Source organism: Flavihumibacter sp., assembly GCF_036676075.1.
In the GTDB taxonomy this organism is placed as follows: Bacteria; Bacteroidota; Bacteroidia; order Chitinophagales; family Chitinophagaceae; genus Flavihumibacter.
Window position 1 is genome coordinate 165,749 of the sequence record NZ_JAKFDQ010000007.1, and the last position, 18,345, is coordinate 184,093.

Genomic DNA, 18,345 nt, shown 5'->3' on the forward strand with positions numbered 1-18,345 from the left:
TTGCAAACTATTTCTCCGAATTTCATCTACTACAACATACAAAATATGTTATAGAAAAAAGTAACGTAGGGGGACGAATATCAAATATTTTCGTTGAAAAAAAAATTTTTTACTCACTTGTTTTTTTGCCAATAACAACAGTGTGCGAAGCCTCCAAATTTTTTCTTTTATTCCGCTGAAACGCAAAGTCCATGCGGCCTAGAACGATTCCACCCCAACCTACCTGGTTCACTATCACATCATCCCCACTTTTATTTTTATACACAACAGGTGCATCAAAAAACGTATGTGTATGACCGCCTATTACTAAATCTATGTGGTCACTCTCCTTCGCAAACACTTCATCACTCACTTTATTATCTCTGTATTTAGCGCCAAGATGACTCAAACAGATCACCATATCACATCCCTCCTTCTTCTTAAGATGCTCCGCAACCCTTGTCGCCTCTTTCACCGGGTCGAGATATACGGTTGCACCATATAAGTTCTCGGGCACAAGACCTTTCAACTCAATCCCTACACCCGTTATACCTACTTTTAATTTACCTTTCTTAAATATCTTATAAGGCATGCTCTTATTCTCCATCGGTGTATTGCGGAAATCATAATTACTCAGCAGCACAGGAAAATTCGCATGCGTCAGTTGATTGGCGAAGTTCTCCAGTCCCGCATCAAAATCATGATTGCCCATGGTACAGGCATCATATCCCATTGCTGCCATCGCTTTCATCTCCGGCTCACCCTTATAGAAATTAAAATAGGGCGTTCCCTGGAATATATCACCGGCATCCAATAATAATACCTGCTTTCCTTCTGCCCTCACCTGTTTTATCAGCTCAGCCCGCGCAGCTACACCCCCGAGGCCCTGGTTGCGACCGCCATCCATCGGGAATGGCTCCAGCCGGCTATGCACATCATTGGTATGCAGTATCACCAACTGCTGCGATGCTTCTTCCGCCATCACCTCATTCATTAATGAATTGCCCGCTACCAGCGCTCCTGCCGTGAGTGCAGTCTTCTGTATGAAATTTCTTCTAGTCAGCATATTTAACCCTTGTTTCCGCTGGTCCATTAATTTTTTCTCCTCGCTCTGCAAATGCACTGAAGTATTTTATCAGCGCATCTCTTACAAGATATCCTTTATTCTCCTGTGGGATGGCTTTCAGCATTTCCATATCATCACCACCATTGGCAACATAATCTGAATTGGCCACCACGTATGTTTTGGAAACATCAAATGGCTGACCATTGATCATTATATCTGTTGCCTTCTTATCCTTAATTGTATAGGTGATACCACTGGCAGGCCATCCATTTCTCTTAGCGATATTGTCCATCATCTCTTTAAATACCGTGCCCGGCAGCTTCTGAATAATAAGCAGGTTGTCGAATGGCATCAGTTCATATATATTACCAAGATGAACATTGCCAGGAAGCATCTGGTTAACCCTGATGCCGCCATAATTGATAAAGGCAACATCAACGGGCACTCCATATAGTCGCGTTGCTTCTGCTTTCACCGCATCGGTCATGAGATTGCCGAGCCTGCTCTGCGGCAATGCCTTCTCATGAACTTCTCCCATCTGACCGATAACCTTTTTCATGCTTTGTCCAACTGTAGCTGAATAAGGCTCCAGCAACTGCTGCATATCTTTTGAACTACCGGCAGCAGGCTTTACCTGCACTTTTTCATAGGCAACACTGGCCGGCTGGTAATAGGTACCACAGGAAACCAGGATTGCCGCCAACGGCATTATATAAACGATAAATTTCTTACGAAGGGAATATTGCATACTGGTGTTAAAAGGTACAAATATTATGCATATTATTTTTTTCCTGTCAACCAATTTCGCCGAAAGGTTAATTTTGCTGTTTTAGGATAAATACCTAACCATGCAACAACAATTCACTATACAGGTGACTCCTGCAGAAGCAGAGAATCACCAGCATATCAGCGCTTACCTGGCCACTGCGGCTGGAAAAAAACCCGAAGCCATCACTGGTTATCATATCCTCCGCAAATCTATCGATGCCCGCGGCAGGCAGGTGCGCATCAATCTTACCCTCAACGCCTTTATTGATGAGCCTTTCCACCAGCGAAACATAAACAGGATCTCTTTTCCAGATGTTCATCAGGCTGAGCATTCAGTTATTATTGTAGGTGCCGGACCCTGCGGACTCTTTGCTGCTTTGCAACTTCTTGAAAAAGGTATCCGCCCAATCATCCTCGAAAGGGGAAAAGATGTGCGGGCGAGGCGGCGCGATCTTGCGGCGCTCAATAAGGAGGGAGAGGTTAATCCCGACAGCAACTACTGTTTTGGGGAAGGTGGTGCCGGAACCTACAGCGATGGAAAACTTTATACCCGCAGTAATAAACGCGGCAGCATCGACCGCATCCTCAACCTTTTTGTGCAGTTTGGTGCCGATGAGAGAATTCTGTATGAAGCGCACCCGCATATAGGCACCAATAAATTACCCAATATCATGGTGGCCATGCGCCAGCAGATCCTTGCTGCCGGCGGGGAATTTCATTTTGAGCAAAAGGTGAGCGCCTTCAATATTAATGAGGGAAGGATAAGAGGTGTACTAACAGCATCGGGCAACCGCTTTGATGGGGATGCAGTGATCCTCGCCACCGGTCATTCTGCCCGCGATATTTTTGAACTGCTCCATCAGCAACAGATACTCATAGAGGCTAAACCTTTTGCACTGGGCGTTCGCATCGAACACCCGCAGGAGCTGATCGACAGTATCCAGTATCATTGTAGCACCCGCTCCGAATTTCTTCCCCCTGCTTCTTATAATCTTGTTCAGCAGGTTGGCGGTCGCGGGGTATTCTCTTTCTGCATGTGCCCCGGCGGTATCATTGCTCCCGCCGCCACCAGTGCAGGTGAACTGGTTGTGAATGGATGGAGTCCATCCAAAAGAAACAACCCTTATGCGAATTCGGGAATGGTGGTATCCATTGAAGAAAAAGATTATGGCAATAAGACTGGAGCCCTCTCTGCCATGCATTTTCAGCAGAACGTAGAGAAGAAAGCATTTGATGCCGGCGGCGGAAAATTTGTTGCCCCCGCTCTGCGCATGCCCGATTTCATCAATAAGAAGATCTCTTCCACCCTTCCCCCCTGCTCTTACCTACCGGGCGTTCATGCTGCCCCCCTTTGGGATGTACTTCCCGATTTTGTATATAAGAGCCTGGCAGAAGGTTTCAAAGCTTTCGGACAGAAGATGCGCGGTTACTATAGCCAGGAAGCTATTGTAGTGGCTACTGAATCGCGGACCTCTTCACCTGTTCGTATTCCGCGCGACCCGCTTTCACTTGAGCACCCGCAGGTTAAAGGATTGTACCCCGCCGGCGAGGGTGCCGGCTATGCTGGCGGTATCGTGAGTGCCGCCATGGATGGTGAAAAGATCGCCCTTCAACTGGTGGAACTTTTCAACAGAAAAGATTCCTGACCAATTATGTAATATATCTTTCCTTTCTGCATCTAACAGATTGTTCCTTTTACTTTTGAACCTAAACCAAGCTTATGTCCTTACTGGAAGTTCGCAACCTCAAGAAATTTTATGCTACGCAAAAAGCGGTGGATGATATCAGCTTCTCCATTGAGCGTGGAACCATCTTTGGTTTACTTGGACCAAATGGCGCTGGTAAAACAACCCTGCTCCGGATGATCACCGGCATCTTTTATCCCGACTCGGGAGATATAATCTTCGATGGCAAGCCTTTCCATGCTACCGATGATATCCTCAAGATCGGTTACATGCCAGAAGAAAGAGGTCTCTATAAAAAGATGAAGATCGGCGACCAGGCCGTGTACCTGGCCCAGCTTAAGGGACTACCAAAAGCAGAAGCCATCGAAAAAGTCAAGCACTGGTTTGAAAAGTTTGAGATGCAAAGCTGGTGGGGTAAGAAGGTGGAAGACCTGAGTAAGGGCATGGGACAAAAACTCCAGTTCGTAACAACCGTATTGCATGAACCAAAACTGATCATCCTCGATGAGCCCTTCAGCGGTCTCGATCCCGTGAACGCTAATCTTATCAAAGAAGAGATCTTCCAACTCGCTAAAAGAGGCGCTACCGTTATCTTCAGCACCCACCGCATGGAGCAGGTGGAAGAGATCTGCGACCAGATCATCCTGGTAAACAAAGGAAAGAAGATACTGGATGGAAAAGTTGATGCCATTCGTCAGCAGTACAAGGAAAACCTATTCCGCCTTACAACCGACGGTCCGCACCAGGTGAATGCAACAGAAGGATTTAAGATCCTGCAGCAGGAAGGTGAAGAATGGGTGATACAGCTTCAACCACAGGCAAATACAAACGAAGTGTTGAAGCAACTGATGAATGCCGGCGTTCCCATCCGCGGATTCCAGGAAGAACTCCCCACCCTGAATGATATCTTCATCAGGCTCGTGAAGGGAAGTCATGTAGCATCAAGAGAATTCCAGTCAACCAACGTTTAACACTAACCGAAATCCATGAACAAGATACTCATCATCATACAAAGGGAATTTTTAAGCAGGGTGCAGAAAAAGACTTTCCTGCTCTCCACCATACTATTACCCGTCCTGATCTTTGGCTTCTATGCCATGATCATTTATTTCAGCGTAAAATCTGACGACAAACTTCATATTGCCGTTGCAGGAAACAGCGGTCAGCTAAAAGATTACCTGAAAGACGACAACAACCTAAAATTCAGTTTCCTCCCCACGGCCGACGTGACTGCCTTGCAAAAGGAAGTGGATGCAAAAACCTATACCGGCTACATTGTTGTTCCGGATGGCTTCAAAGGCAATAAGGGTGATAGCCTTGTGTACTCCAGCAAATCAAGTGTTGGATTGATGACACAGGATAAGATCGAAGACAAATTAAACGCTGCGCTTGATAAGGTTCGGCTGCAACACCTTCTTGCACCGGGTGTTTCAGTTCAACAGGTTGATAGTTCTAAAGCAGGCATCGCATTGAAGGTTTCAAAAGAAGGTGGTAAAACCGGTAACACAGGCTTCGCCTACGGACTTGGTTTTATCAGCGGCATCCTGATCTATATGATCTTATTTATTTATGGAGCCATGGTAATGCGCGGGGTGATGGAAGAGAAGACAAGTCGCATTGCCGAAGTGATGGTGAGCAGCGTAAAGCCCTTCCAGCTGATGATGGGAAAAATTCTTGGTATCGGCGCAGTGGGATTGGTTCAGTTTCTTATATGGGGAGTGCTCATGATGGCCCTGCAACTTTTATTACCGGTTATATTCCCCCAACTGCTCGACCAAGCCGCATCGCAGGCTGGCGGCATGCAGGCCATGGGTGGAAATTCCAAACAAATTGAAATGGTGCGTTCTATCATGAACAACCTCAACGAAGTGAATATCGGGATGATACTGGTGCTGTTTATATTCTACTTCATGGGCGGTTACCTGCTTTACTCTTCTATGTTTGCAGCAGTGGGAAGTGCCGTGAATGAAGATCCGCAGGATGCACAGCAACTAATGCTGCCCATCACCATGCCTATCATTTTTTCTTTCGTGATCATGACCCAGGCTATCAATAAACCTGATGGCGGACTCGCACTTTTCGGCAGCCTATTTCCTTTGTCATCTCCTATCGTAATGATGGCCCGACTGCCCTATGGCGTTCCGGGATGGCAGATCGCCCTCTCACTGGCTTTGCTGGTGCTGGGTTTCCTGGGAACAACCTGGCTTGCCGCAAGGATCTATCGCACCGCTATTCTCATGTATGGCAAAAAGCCGACGTGGAAGGAGATGTGGAAGTGGGCGATGCGAAGGGAGGGATAGATGTGGAGGGATAGAGGGATGGAGGGATGGATGTGGAGAGATGGAGGGATGGAAGAGACTAAGAAATGCAAATGTTTTTTATAGCGATTTTGGCTTCGGAGGAAGTGGAGGAGCAGGTCAGCCAATATAAACATTGGATGAAGGAGCACTATGGTTGTAAAGTGGCGATGAAATCACCGGCACATATAACCCTGGTCGCTCCTTTTTCTACTGACCCCGATACGATAAAAAAAGTGGAGGCATTGCTGGAGAATTTTGTGCAGGAGTTGAGTCCGATTGATATTGCCGTTGGTGGTTTCGGCGCCTTTGATAAGAGAGTGATCTTCCTGGAAGTGAAAGAAAATTATTTGCTCAACCAATGCTATAAGAACCTGGTTCATGAAATGCATCGCATGTTTCCTGAACTGGTTAAGGAGGAGAAAAGACCTTTCCATCCGCATATAACTATTGCTAATCGCGATATTCCTCTCAGCGGATTTAAAGATGCATTTGCATATTTCAGTAGCATAGATTACAAAGCGCAGTTCAATGCACATAAGATCACACTGCTACAACTGGAGCCGGGAAAGTGGAAGACGAAAGCTGATTTTTTATTGAAGGGAAATGATGGATTAAAATGAAATGATGGATCATAAGATCCCATCGATCAATCGCAATGCAGGATACTCCATTTCAATATCAGGTATGATTCCTGATTTATCTGTATACATATCAACATTGAGCTTATGAAGAAATCCTTCTTTAACGGCCACAGGCTCTTTGCGGATCATACGATAGCCTTTCTTCTCAAACTGCAGTGATACATCACCGGGAGGAACCTGCTTCAATCTGAAATAACCATCCGCATCGGTTGATACCTCAACAGATGATCCTCTCTTTGAAGATGAACTTGCTGAAACAACTACTCCGGCCACCGGCTTTTTTGTAGTGCCATCCACTACATAACCATGAACTACTCCCTCATTTGGTTTACCTTCTCCACCTATTGCATAAACGCCTTGTGAAAGGGTCAGCAATCCCAACAGTCCCACGATTTTTGGAATTCTCATTAGCTCCGTTTTATTGATAGTTGAATGGCGTCCTCACAGCATCTTCAAAGCCTCTCCATAAATTTCGGATAATTTCTTTAGCCGGAAGAATATCTTTTACAAGGGCGCTCACCTGCCCGATCTCCAGCTCTCCTTCCTGCAAATCACCTTCAAACATACCCTTCTTCGCCCTGGCCCTTCCCAACAATGTCTTCAGTTCCTCATCTGACGCTCCTCTTTGCTCCGCCTCAAATATCTCCTGGAAGAACTTATTCTTCATCAGCCGAACCGGCACCAGCTTTTTCATGCTCAGCATGGTATCGCCCTCAGCCGTATTAATCACTGCCTTTTTAAAATCGGGGTGACTGGATGCTTCCTCAGAAGCAACGAATCTTGTTCCCACCTGAACGCCTTCTGCCCCCAGCACCATGGCGGCAAAGATCTGCCGACCGGTTGCAATTCCACCGGCAGCTATAACGGGTATCTTCACCGCCGATGCCACAGCAGGTACCAGTACAAAACTGGTGGTCTCTTCCCTGCCGTTATGTCCCCCCGCTTCAAAACCCTCCGCCACCACCGCATCACATCCCGCCGCTTCTGCTTTCTGCGCAAACTTGCTGCTGCTCACCACATGCACCACCGTGATACCTTTTTCTTTCAATACAGCTGTCCATGTTTTTGGATTACCTGCAGAAGTAAAAACGATCTTCACGCCTTCTTCAATAATGATCTGCATCAGCTTCTCTATATCGGGATAGAGCAGCGGCACATTCACACCAAAAGGCTTATCAGTGGCCTCTTTGCATTTGCGGATATGATGGATCAACACATCGGGATACATGCTGCCAGCGCCCAGTAGTCCAAGCCCACCGGCATTACTAACGGCAGAGGCTAACCGCCATCCGCTGGCCCAGATCATGCCGGCCTGTATGATGGGGTATTCAATTCCGAAAAGGGAAACAATGCGGTTATTGGAAAGGTCCATGTATGAAGGTTTGTAAATGCTTCTGGTATAAAGTTAGAGCGCTTACCTTTTACCGAGGTCTATCTCGGTATTATCGCCAATATTCAGACTCCTGCTCTCACCTCTTACCTCGGTATCGGAACCGATCAGCGAATGGGTGAGCACGATATCTTTCAGGTCGGCGAAACTTCCGATGATCGAATCCTTGATGATAGAATCGGTTATGGTAACACATTCTCCAATGGAAACATTGGGACCGATAATGCTATTAGTAATATCACAACCTGAAGCGATACTTACAGGTGGAATGATGATGGTATTTTCAAACTGGTGCTCTGCTGAAATATTCTGTCCCATCTTCCTGAGCAATGTTGCATTGCTTTCGAGGAGTGTTTCTTTCTTGCCGCAGTCGAACCAGTTCTGCACTTTCACCGCCTTAATGAGCGTACCCCCGCCTATCATGCACTCAAGTGCATCGGTGAGGTTGAACTCGCCATAAGATGTGAGTCCCTGCTTGAGGTTATTATCCAGGCATTCGAACATCAGCGGTGTTTCGCGGATTCGATAGATGCCTACCAGCGCCATATTAGATTTTGGGATCTGGGGCTTCTCCACCACCCGGGTTATTACACCATCTTCACCGATCTCGGCAACACCGAAATCGCGGGGGTCATCAACCCTCTTCACACAGAGTACCGACTGGCTGCTCTCAATTACACCGCGTACATCATATTCGCAGATACTATCGCCCAGCACAATGATAACCTCATCATCTGCCACCTTTTCGCGGGTGAGCAGGATGGCATGACCAATTCCAAGCCGGTCGTTCTGCTGTATAAAATGCGTCTGGAGATGAGGGTACTTTTCTTCTACAAAGTCCTGGATCTTATCGCCCAGGTAGCCAATGATAAAAATGAACTCATTAACGCCTGCATCAACCAGCTGGTCTATGATAATGCCCAGGATACTTTTTCCCGCGAGTGGAATAAGTGCCTTAGGCTGGGTATATGTATGGGGTCGCAACTTGGTGCCTGCACCGGCTACGGGAATGATCGCTTTCATGCGAAAGTATTTTTCGAAGGCCAGGGTATGGCAGGCCTTAACAGGCGTGAAAATAGGAAAAAAATATGCAGCCATGAGCAAAATCAGTTGAGCGCCTGACCATTGTAAGCAGATTAAGGATCTTAATGATGCACCTTTACACTTCGTTGATAGTTGCAGTTGGTTAAATAAAAAGGCCATCCCTTTCGGGACGGCCTTTTGTCTTATTATTCTCTTTGGATGCCGTATTTTTGCGCCAAATTTTTATTCATGCAAAAAGATGCTGTAGTCTTTGATCTCATCCGCAAGGAACTGGAACGCCAACGTCATGGTATTGAACTGATTGCTTCTGAAAACTTCACTTCCCTGCAGGTTATGCAGGCAATGGGGAGTGTTCTTACCAATAAATATGCTGAAGGCTATCCGGGAAGGCGCTATTATGGCGGCTGCGAGATCGTTGACCAGACAGAGCAACTGGCTATTGACCGCATCAAAGAAGCCTTCGGTTGTGAATATGCGAATGTTCAACCCCATAGCGGCGCCCAGGCCAATGCTGCCGTTATGCTGGCCATCCTTCAACCCGGTGATAATATCCTGGGCCTCGATCTCAGCATGGGCGGTCACCTCACTCATGGATCATCTGTGAACTTTTCAGGTAAACTCTACAATCCGCATTTCTATGGCGTGGTAAGAGAAACCGGACTGGTGGATTATGAAATGCTGGAGCAGCAGGCACGCGCGGTGAAACCTAAACTGATCATCTGTGGCGCCTCGGCTTATAGCCGCGACTGGGATTATGCGCGTATCAGGAAAGTGGCCGATGAAGTGGGTGCATTCGTGCTTTGCGATATGGCCCACCCCGCCGGACTGATCGCCAAGGGTCTCCTGAATTCTCCTTTTGAACATTGTCATTTTGTTACTTCCACTACCCATAAAACACTCCGCGGACCAAGAGGCGGTATCATCCTCATGCACAAGGATTTTGAAAACACACTTGGACTCAAAGATGTAAAAGGCAATACCCGCCTGATGAGCAACCTGCTCGATATGGCGGTTTTCCCCGGTACACAGGGCGGTCCGCTGGAACATGTGATTGCGGCTAAAGCTGTTGCCTTCGGTGAACTGCTCAGCGATGAATTCACCAGCTATGCAAAGCAGATCGTGGAGAACGCGCAGGCCATGTCGAAAGCATTGGTGAGCCGTGATTATAAGATCATCAGCGATGGAACCGATAACCACCTGATGCTGATTGATCTCCGCAACAAAAATATCAGTGGCAAGAAAGCCGAGCAGGTTCTTGGAAAGGCAGAGATCACGCTGAATAAGAATATGGTTCCCTTTGATGATAAAAGCGCCTTCGTTACCTCTGGTATTCGGGTAGGCGTACCTGCTATCACCAGCAGGGGCATGCAGGCAGAACACATGGAATTTGTGGTAGACGCTATCGACAGGGTGCTGATGAACGCCGATGATGAAGCGCTGCTGGCCACCATCAGGATGGAAGTGAATGAATTCATGCAGCAGTTCCCGCTTTATCCTGAACTGGGCTGATCAATTCATACCTGCATTTAATTGATTCATACAACAGAACCGCAAGTGCCATCGGGCTGCACTTTGCGGTTCTTCGCTTTTAGATTAAATTTACATTCTTCTCACCCCCCTGAAAATACCCCGAGGCTTTGGTTGGTTCATCATTTATTTAAACCAGTAAATTTTATTCTGATGAATTTCAAACCAACCATTCTATTATTATTTGTCCTTGGCCTTCAGCCGGGGATCTCCCATTCACAGGGACTGATCAAGAAACTCAAGAACAAGGCAACAGAAACGGTGAATAAAGTGACCACCAAAAAAGATTCAGATACAAGTGAAACAACCAGTGGAAACAGCAATGGTTCAGGCAGTGGTTCAAGCCGCGGAGTAAATGATGACAGCGAAGGAAAAGCTGTACCGGGTAATAGTGGTAAAACCGAATCTATGCCAGGTGGGGCAGCCCGCACAGAGAAAACACTTGCCACCCTCAATAAAGGAGAATATATAATTGCCGATGAATCGACAATTAAGATAGGAACACCAGGTGGCGGCAATGGTTATACGCTGATCGTGAAGAGTGGAAATGATTTCTATGCCATTACAGAATCGGGCAGGCAGGGACCCTTCAAACAGGTGCCGGCTGAGTTGCTTCCTAAGCGCGCGGCTACTGCTGGCAGTGGCATTTATAGCTTCGAAGAATTAAAGGGCCATAGTGAGCGCGATCTCGGTTATACCATGGAGGGAAAAGTGCTGATAAAGCATGAAGGAAAAGTAATAGAGACACTTCCTGCCGGAACGCAGTACATGGGGCATTACTATGATAAAAAGAATAACAAGCTCATATATATCACTATGAGTTTGCAGGGCGATAAGATGGGCGCCGTTATACACCAGCCCGCTCCAAAGAAAGATATCCCCCTGAATACCATCATGGCGCAGATACTGCAGAACCCGGTAACGGGAGAGCTAATGTATAGCTATGCGGCAGAAGATATCACCATGAAATATTTCATGAATGAAGATGGTGTGAGCTCTGGTCCCTACCACCAGAACAGTAAGGCCTATGCGCTGCACGATGGTAAGAGTTATATCGTGATGTCATCTTCCAGCGATTCTGAAGAAGGCACCACCGTATATAAGGATAGCAAGGAATTATATACACTGAAAGGTGTGAACTATGATGACGCCGTAATATTTAACCATGACGCATCAGCATATGTAGTGGCAAGTTCAGGTGGATTAAAGTTCTCTGAAGGCAGCACCGTGCGAACAGGTATACTTCCAACAGTGGAAAGAACCTCCGGCGGATTGAAGCTTCACTTCCTCCATATCAATGCAAATAAGGAAGTAGTTCAATCCACCATTCCGTGGTAAGATCATTTATCATACTATTCGTTCTTCTAATATATATAGCACCGGTAAGGGGCCAGGGAACCCTGGCCCCTGATCTCCGGCCACAGCTGGAAGAAGCAAGGCAGGTACTGCGGCAACAAAAAGTGAACTGGGAACAGTTGGGCAATAAGGTTGCTGATACCGGTTTTGCAGAAGCTATTATTGCCCCCGAATTAGTGCGGTTCCACCAGCTTCAAAACAAACTCGAACTGATGGCACTCCAGGTGCTCTATATAAATTTTGGCCACGACTATGCCGACTTTTCCATCGGTCCCTTCCAGATCAAACCCTCCTTCGCAGAAAGGATAGAAAAAGATATTTTAAGGATAAGCACTAAAAAATCTCATCCCGCCAGCATTAACAGGGAAGAGAGGATCAATCGGCTCAACAGTATATCCGGACAGATTCTTTACCTCAGGTATTTCCTGCAATTGATGGATCATAAATATGCGCGCAAAAAATGGCGTTCGGGAGAAGAGAAACTCCGCTTCTATGCCACGGCCTATAACTGTGGCTACTGGCATCCCGAATCTTATATCGAGGGCATGATGCAGCGGCAGCATTATAAGACCACGGCACTTAGCACCAACCGGTATAATTATGCCGAGGTGGCTCTTTATTATTACCAGTTACAACAGCCTACCCGCTGAAGGGCATTTTCTATATCTTTACGCCCAATAAAAAAGACCTATGATTCAACGTGTACAAACGATCTGGCTGGCCGCGGCCGCCATTTGTGGTTTTGCTATGGCCAATACTCCCCTTTTTACTGCAACACTTGCTGATCAAACAAAGCGAAGCATCCTGGCCGCTGAAAGTCTGCTCGCCTTTGCACTGGCCGTGGGAATTGCTGTTCTTTCTACCGTGGCAATTTTTATGTACAAGAATCGGAAGACACAATACAAGATGGCGATCATCGGCGCGCTGCTATCGGCCGTAGTGATTGGATTACAGGTCTGGTACATTGAAGATTTCAAAAAGGAAAATGCAATAGTGCAGGGAACCTACCAATGGGGTGGATTATTACCCATTGCCATGATGATCTTCCTCTTCCTGGCATCTGCCGGAATAAGAAAGGATGAAAAACTCATCAAGAGCCTGGATCGCCTCAGATAAATCCTCGCGCATAATAAACCAGCTTATCCCCCATTGGAGGATTTCTTTGCGGCATTAAGGATAATACCTTCCCTTAATGCGCAAGGGGATGATCATATTCGAAACCGATGGGGCGATCAGGAAACTATTTGATTCCTTGTTTCAGGATAACGAGGAATATGAATTGATGGGACAATACAATAGCTGCAAGGATATTTTCGAGATCGCCAGCGCAAAGCAACCTGCCATAGTGCTGCTCGACTTAGACATGAAGTCTAAAGACATTATCACCAATATTCACCAGATAAAAAATGCCTGGCCCGAAACTTCTATTATCAGTTTTTCATCTGCTGAAGAAGAGGAAAAAATATTCCTCTGTCTATGTGCAGGGGCCAATGGCCACCTCGCCAAATCAACAACTCCCGATGCCTTGAACTGCGCCATAAAACTGGTGCTTAATGGCGGGGCTCCCATGAGCCGGGCCCTTGCAATAAAACTCTTTACTAGTTTCCAGGATGCAAGGGAGAATAGCAGTTATGAACTTTCACATGCTGAGCGCTGCGTATTGAAACTACTCTCAAAAGGCCATGTTTCTAAACAGATCGCTGAAGAGTTGAACATGGGCATTGAATCGGTTCGGGTGCACATTAAAAATATATACCTGAAACTACAGGTAAGGTCCAGCAAAGAGGCCGTAGCTAAAGCAATGGCTGAAAAGATCATCTGAGGACTCACCCATATGGGTTATTTTGATATGATAATTATATTGTATAACTTAGGAGTACTCCGAACCGTTTGATCCCTCAACAGAATCCCCCCTTCTTCTACAACCTTATCGTTCACTTTTTTAAACTAAATGGTTATGAATCATTTTAATTTAAAGCCGCTGCTGGTGCTTTTCTGCGGAGGAATCATGCTTGCCTCCTGCCAGAAAGAATCATTGGAAAGTTCAGTTCAAATTGCTGATGATGCATTATTAAAGCAATCCGATCCTAAGTCCAACACCTTTAAAGGGCCTCAGGTTGAGTGGGGGCATGGCTATGCGCGGTCATGGATAACGCTTACCCATGATGATGTTCCTGTTGAAATCGGCATTGAAATTACCGGAGATGCCATCAATACCCTTGGATCCCATCCTGATGCCATTGAAGACCATCACACAACTGTTCTCCCCCTGCACCAGAAAGCCATTGCCGCCACTGCCTTTGAGCATATCGGCATTAACTGGAACCCGGGCGGACATCCCCCTCCAGGAGTATTTACTGTTCCCCATTTTGATTTTCATTTTTATATGATCAGCAATGAAGAAAGGATGGCTATCCCAACTTATGCTGAAGATCCAACCGGCTTTGATAATGAGCCCGTGGGAGATTACGCGCCGCAACAATACTTTAATCCTCCTTTTGGCGGAACGGCAGAACCTGAGATGGGATCCCATTGGGTTCCGGTAAACCTTGGCGCCTTCCTGCCATTCACAAAAATTATGATCTATGGTTCCTATGCAGGAAAGGTGCATTTTATTGAGCCAATGATTACACTTGCCTATATAACAGCGAACAACAGTATGAATAATGTTTTCCCTACCCCGCTCGCCTATCCAGAACCGGGCTATTATCCATCAGCTTATAATATGTGGCATGATGAAAAGCACGACCGCTACTATGTTTCACTAAGCAACTTCATAAAATTCCCGCTTGAATAAGCGCAGATACCAGAACACCATTGACCTTTATGATTTCAACTGGCATATGCTTCATATGCCAGTTTTTTTTGTGCTGGTCGGGCGACTTTCAGAGGAACTGACCGGTCTTGCTTTCCTTTACTTTTTTGAGTCCGGCTGGCAAGCCGGCATACACAAGCGTACCACCACCATCACCGGCTTCCGGACCAAGGTCTATTACCCAGTCGGCGCTTTTGATAACATCCGTATTGTGTTCAATTACAAGAATGGTATGTCCCTGCTCTACCAATGCATTAAAGGAGGCGAGTAGTTTTTTGATATCATGAAAATGCAGTCCGGTAGTAGGCTCGTCAAAGATAAAAAGTATATGCCCCTGCGCTCTTCCCCTTCCCAGGAAAGAGGCAAGCTTCACACGCTGCGCCTCACCGCCTGATAAGGTGTCTGACGATTGTCCGAGTTTCACATAGCCCAGCCCCACTTCACTTAGCGGCCTGATCTTATTCAGAACATCTTTTTCATCGGCAAAAAATTCAAGCGCTTCTTCCACACTCATCTCCAGCACTTCGTAAATATTCTTCTCCTTATAAGTTACCTCAAGCACTTCTTCCTTAAAACGTTTTCCACCACATACTTCGCAGGTTAGATGTACATCGGCAAGGAACTGCATTTCCACCACCTGTTCGCCTTCCCCTTTGCAGGCATCACACCTGCCACCATCCACGTTGAAAGAAAAATGCTTTGGCAAAAAGCCACGCGTCTTACTTAGTCCCTGTGAAGCATATAGATCGCGGATGCCATCCCAGGCTTTGATATAGGTGACCGGGTTACTGCGTGATGATTTGCCGATGGGGTTCTGGTCTATCATCTCCACCTGGGTGATGAAATCAATATCCCCTTCTATTGAACGGTGCATTCCCACTTTATCAGCCGCCTCTCCTTTTATCTTCTGCAGGGCGGGATAGAGGATCTGTTTTACCAAAGTGGTCTTTCCGCTTCCACTTACACCGCTCACAACGGTGAAAACACCAAGGGGAAACTCCACATCAATTTTCTGGAGGTTATGCTGCTGCGCTCCTTTAACTGTAATGGAGCGACGCCATTTTCTAACTGCTGCCGGTGGATCGATGGCCAACTTGCCTGTTAGATATTTTCCGGTTAGACTCTCCTTGTTTTTTACGATGGCATTATAATCGCCGGCGGCAACCACTTCTCCGCCGAGGTGACTGGCGAGTGGACCCATATCTATGATATGGTCGGCTTCCCGCATCATCATTTCATCGTGTTCAACCACCACTACCGTATTGCCAAGGTCGCGGAGCGATTTGAGTACATTGATAAGCCTTGCCGTATCTCTTGAATGCAAACCAATGGATGGCTCATCCAGAATATATAATGAATTCGTGAGATTGCTTCCCAGGCTGCGGGTAAGTTGTATACGCTGGCTTTCACCACCGCTCAGTGAATTGGCAAGTCGCGATAGTGTGAGGTACCCCAGTCCAACATCCATCAGTGTGCCTATCCTTGTTTCTATTTCGAGCAGGATCCTTTTTGCTACCTGCTTATCATAGTCACTGAGTTTAAGTTTTTTAAACCATTGCTGCAGGTCCCTCACCGGCAATTCACAAAGTTCACCAATATGTTTCCCTCCCACCTTCACATAGAGTGCTTCTTTACGAAGGCGGTAACCTTCGCAATCGGGGCAGGTGGTGCGGCCGCGGAAACGCGAGAGGAGTACACGGTACTGAACTTTATAAAGGTTCTGTTCCACCTCTTTAAAGAAATCATCTATTCCAAGGGCGGGAGAAACGCCTTTCCATAATTGACGGTATTGTTCTTTGGTGAGGTCGGCTATTGCTTTATGGATCGGGAAGCCGGTGCTGCGGGCGGCCTTGATGAATTGTTCTTTCCACCATCCAAGCTTCTCTCCCTTCCAGGGAGCAACTGCGCCTTCGTATACACTTAACCGTTTATCGGGAATAACAAGATCTTCATCTATGCCGAGCACCTGCGAAAATCCTTCACAGGTTGGGCAGGCTCCAAATGGATTATTGAAAGAGAAAAGGTTTGGAACAGGTTCTTCGAATACAATTCCGTCAAGTTCAAAACGATTGCTGAAGGGAAGCGATTCTTTTTCATTGATGCGCAATAACATTTCGCCTTCACCTTCATAAAATGCTGTACTAACGGAGTCAGCCATACGATGCAGATCATCCTCTGTAAATTCTTTCACAACAAGCCGGTCTACCAGCAGGTATGCCGGCTTCTTTGCTGTGGGGTTCCATGCTTTTCCTTCGGCATAACTTTCCAGCAGCTCTTCAATGCGCAGTACTTCACCATTATAAAGTCTGCTGAATCCTTTTTGTAAGAGGATACTCAACTCCTCCTCCACAGAACGGTTATGGTGCTGGCGGAAGGGAACAAGTACCAATATCTTATCGCCTTCTTTTCCTCCCTGTATGGCCTTCACAACATCTGTTACATCATCCTTGCGCACTTCGCGGCCCGATACCGGAGATATTGTTTTACCTGCCCTGGCAAATAAGAGGCGGAGGTAATCATATATCTCCGTCATACTGCCTACAGTAGAACGCGGTGTTCGGGTGATCACTTTTTGTTCAATGGCAATAGCGGGACAAAGACCTTTGATATAATCCACATCGGGTTTATTCATCCGCATCATGAACTGTCTTGCATATGCGCTAAGACTTTCTGCATAGCGGCGCTGCCCTTCTGCAAAAAGTGTATCGATGGTAAGAGAAGATTTCCCCGAACCTGAAACACCGGTCACTACTACCAGTTTATTACGGGGAATGGTAACGTCAATATTTTTCAGGTTGTGAACCCTTGCACCTTTAATGTAAATATCATTCATACGAGAGCACAAAAGTATTGGAATAAACTATGAGTAGAATAACACCGGAAAAAGGGATTGGTAATTTATTGTGCAGAAGCGAAAATTTAATTTAGTATAGGCGCAGAAAAAAAGTTTTCACAAAATCTTGTTTTATATAAAAAAATATTATCTTGGTATTCAATTACCGTCCTATTAGAAAAACCTAAAACTCACGCCTATAGTACATCTACTACACTGACCGTATTTTTCCCTAAACTAGTTCCCAATATCCCTTTTTTGTTTAAATCCTTTTAAAAACCGTAGAAGTTTATGAAATCACTTTCTATCAAAACAGACAATGAGCTGATCCATATGTTTATGGATGGCGACATGGGCGCACTGGAAACACTTATCCTGCGTCACAAAGACAAGCTTTACACATCCATCCTCTTCCTGGTTAAGGACAAATACCTTGCCGAAGATATCTTCCAGGATGTGCTTATCAAAATCATCGACACATTGCGTGTAGGCCGTTACACCGAAGAAGGAAAATTCCTTCCCTGGGCAATGCGTATTGCACACAATCTATGTGTAGATCATTTCCGCAAGGTTAAACGCACTCCTGCTATCAAAACCAGCGATGAGCGTGACATCTTTGAAGTGATCAACTTCACTGAAGATGGAGCCGATGTTACCATGATGAAGCGCCAGAGTCATGAACGCGTTCGCAAAATGCTTGACCTTCTTCCCGAAGACCAGCGCGAGGTGATCATACTGCGTCATTATGCAGAGCTTAGCTTCAAAGAAATAGCAGCACTCACCAATTGCAGCATCAATACTGCCCTCGGACGTATGCGCTATGGACTGATCAACTTGCGTAAGATGATGGCTGAAAAGAACATTGCTCTTTAACATATTGTCATTCTGTGGCTCCCTCTAACAAATCGATTCGCTTGCCCGTTAGAAGGTTGTTGCAGAAT

General features: G+C 46.2%; 17 protein-coding genes. 11 read left to right on the top strand and 6 right to left on the bottom strand.

What is annotated here, in order from left to right; translation table 11 throughout:
* Positions 1 to 109: 109 nt before the first annotated feature.
* Together V6M43_RS03550 and V6M43_RS03555 are read right to left on the bottom strand one after the other, a co-directional pair.
* Complete coding sequence (locus tag V6M43_RS03550) at positions 110 to 1,045, bottom strand: metallophosphoesterase (RefSeq protein ID WP_332732660.1); 936 nt, start codon at positions 1,043 to 1,045, stop codon at positions 110 to 112.
* Positions 1,035 to 1,793 carry a 5'-nucleotidase gene (locus V6M43_RS03555; RefSeq protein WP_332732661.1) on the bottom strand — a complete coding sequence of 253 codons (759 nt, stop codon included), beginning with the start codon at positions 1,791 to 1,793 and terminating at the stop codon, positions 1,035 to 1,037. Before V6M43_RS03555 ends, V6M43_RS03550 begins: the two co-directional genes overlap by 11 nt.
* A gap of 100 nt (positions 1,794 to 1,893) precedes the next feature.
* Between V6M43_RS03555 and V6M43_RS03560 the strand changes: the two genes are divergently transcribed.
* From V6M43_RS03560 to thpR, 4 genes are all read left to right on the top strand, one after another.
* A complete protein-coding gene (locus V6M43_RS03560) occupies positions 1,894 to 3,459 on the top strand; it encodes an NAD(P)/FAD-dependent oxidoreductase (RefSeq protein WP_332732662.1) in 1,566 nt (521 codons plus the stop codon).
* A gap of 74 nt (positions 3,460 to 3,533) precedes the next feature.
* Positions 3,534 to 4,469, top strand: a complete 936-nt coding sequence (locus V6M43_RS03565) for an ABC transporter ATP-binding protein (RefSeq protein WP_332732663.1) — start codon at positions 3,534 to 3,536, stop codon at positions 4,467 to 4,469.
* A 15-nt stretch (positions 4,470 to 4,484) separates the two neighbouring features.
* A complete protein-coding gene (locus tag V6M43_RS03570; RefSeq protein ID WP_332732664.1) occupies positions 4,485 to 5,798 on the top strand; it encodes an ABC transporter permease in 1,314 nt (437 codons plus the stop codon).
* A gap of 71 nt (positions 5,799 to 5,869) precedes the next feature.
* A complete protein-coding gene (thpR, locus tag V6M43_RS03575) occupies positions 5,870 to 6,418 on the top strand; it encodes an RNA 2',3'-cyclic phosphodiesterase (RefSeq protein ID WP_332732665.1) in 549 nt (182 codons plus the stop codon).
* A gap of 9 nt (positions 6,419 to 6,427) precedes the next feature.
* Here the strand turns inward: thpR and V6M43_RS03580 are convergent, their stop codons facing one another.
* The 3 genes from V6M43_RS03580 to V6M43_RS03590 are packed head-to-tail and all read right to left on the bottom strand — an operon-like array spanning position 6,428 to position 8,852.
* On the bottom strand, positions 6,428 to 6,847 hold the full coding sequence (locus tag V6M43_RS03580; RefSeq protein WP_332732666.1) for a carboxypeptidase-like regulatory domain-containing protein: 420 nt from the start codon (positions 6,845 to 6,847) through the stop codon (positions 6,428 to 6,430).
* 10 nt (positions 6,848 to 6,857) lie between these two features.
* Positions 6,858 to 7,811, bottom strand: coding sequence for an NAD(P)H-dependent flavin oxidoreductase (locus V6M43_RS03585; protein WP_332732667.1), 954 nt, complete (start codon positions 7,809 to 7,811; stop codon positions 6,858 to 6,860).
* Between the two features lie 42 nt (positions 7,812 to 7,853).
* Positions 7,854 to 8,852, bottom strand: a complete 999-nt coding sequence (locus V6M43_RS03590; RefSeq protein WP_332732668.1) for a sugar phosphate nucleotidyltransferase — start codon at positions 8,850 to 8,852, stop codon at positions 7,854 to 7,856.
* Between the two features lie 249 nt (positions 8,853 to 9,101).
* Here V6M43_RS03590 and glyA point away from each other — a divergent pair, with 249 nt between their 5' ends.
* From glyA to V6M43_RS03620, 6 genes are all read left to right on the top strand, one after another.
* A complete protein-coding gene (glyA, locus tag V6M43_RS03595; protein ID WP_332732669.1) occupies positions 9,102 to 10,382 on the top strand; it encodes a serine hydroxymethyltransferase in 1,281 nt (426 codons plus the stop codon).
* 171 nt (positions 10,383 to 10,553) lie between these two features.
* On the top strand, positions 10,554 to 11,738 hold the full coding sequence (locus V6M43_RS03600; RefSeq protein WP_332732670.1) for a hypothetical protein: 1,185 nt from the start codon (positions 10,554 to 10,556) through the stop codon (positions 11,736 to 11,738).
* Positions 11,732 to 12,406 (top strand): hypothetical protein, encoded by a 675-nt coding sequence (locus V6M43_RS03605; protein ID WP_332732671.1) that lies wholly within the window; start codon positions 11,732 to 11,734, stop codon positions 12,404 to 12,406. Before V6M43_RS03600 ends, V6M43_RS03605 begins: the two co-directional genes overlap by 7 nt.
* Before the next feature lie 40 nt (positions 12,407 to 12,446).
* Positions 12,447 to 12,872: a DUF4293 domain-containing protein gene (locus V6M43_RS03610; RefSeq protein ID WP_332732672.1), complete on the top strand. Its 426-nt coding sequence runs from the start codon at positions 12,447 to 12,449 to the stop codon at positions 12,870 to 12,872.
* Between the two features lie 88 nt (positions 12,873 to 12,960).
* Positions 12,961 to 13,578, top strand: a complete 618-nt coding sequence (locus V6M43_RS03615; protein WP_332732673.1) for a response regulator transcription factor — start codon at positions 12,961 to 12,963, stop codon at positions 13,576 to 13,578.
* Between the two features lie 135 nt (positions 13,579 to 13,713).
* Positions 13,714 to 14,553, top strand: coding sequence for a DUF5602 domain-containing protein (locus tag V6M43_RS03620; protein ID WP_332732674.1), 840 nt, complete (start codon positions 13,714 to 13,716; stop codon positions 14,551 to 14,553).
* 88 nt (positions 14,554 to 14,641) lie between these two features.
* Here the strand turns inward: V6M43_RS03620 and uvrA are convergent, their stop codons facing one another.
* Positions 14,642 to 17,404 carry an excinuclease ABC subunit UvrA gene (gene uvrA / locus V6M43_RS03625; protein WP_332732675.1) on the bottom strand — a complete coding sequence of 921 codons (2,763 nt, stop codon included), beginning with the start codon at positions 17,402 to 17,404 and terminating at the stop codon, positions 14,642 to 14,644.
* 291 nt (positions 17,405 to 17,695) lie between these two features.
* Here uvrA and V6M43_RS03630 point away from each other — a divergent pair, with 291 nt between their 5' ends.
* On the top strand, positions 17,696 to 18,277 hold the full coding sequence (locus tag V6M43_RS03630; RefSeq protein WP_039127448.1) for an RNA polymerase sigma factor: 582 nt from the start codon (positions 17,696 to 17,698) through the stop codon (positions 18,275 to 18,277).
* Positions 18,278 to 18,345 lie beyond the last annotated feature (68 nt).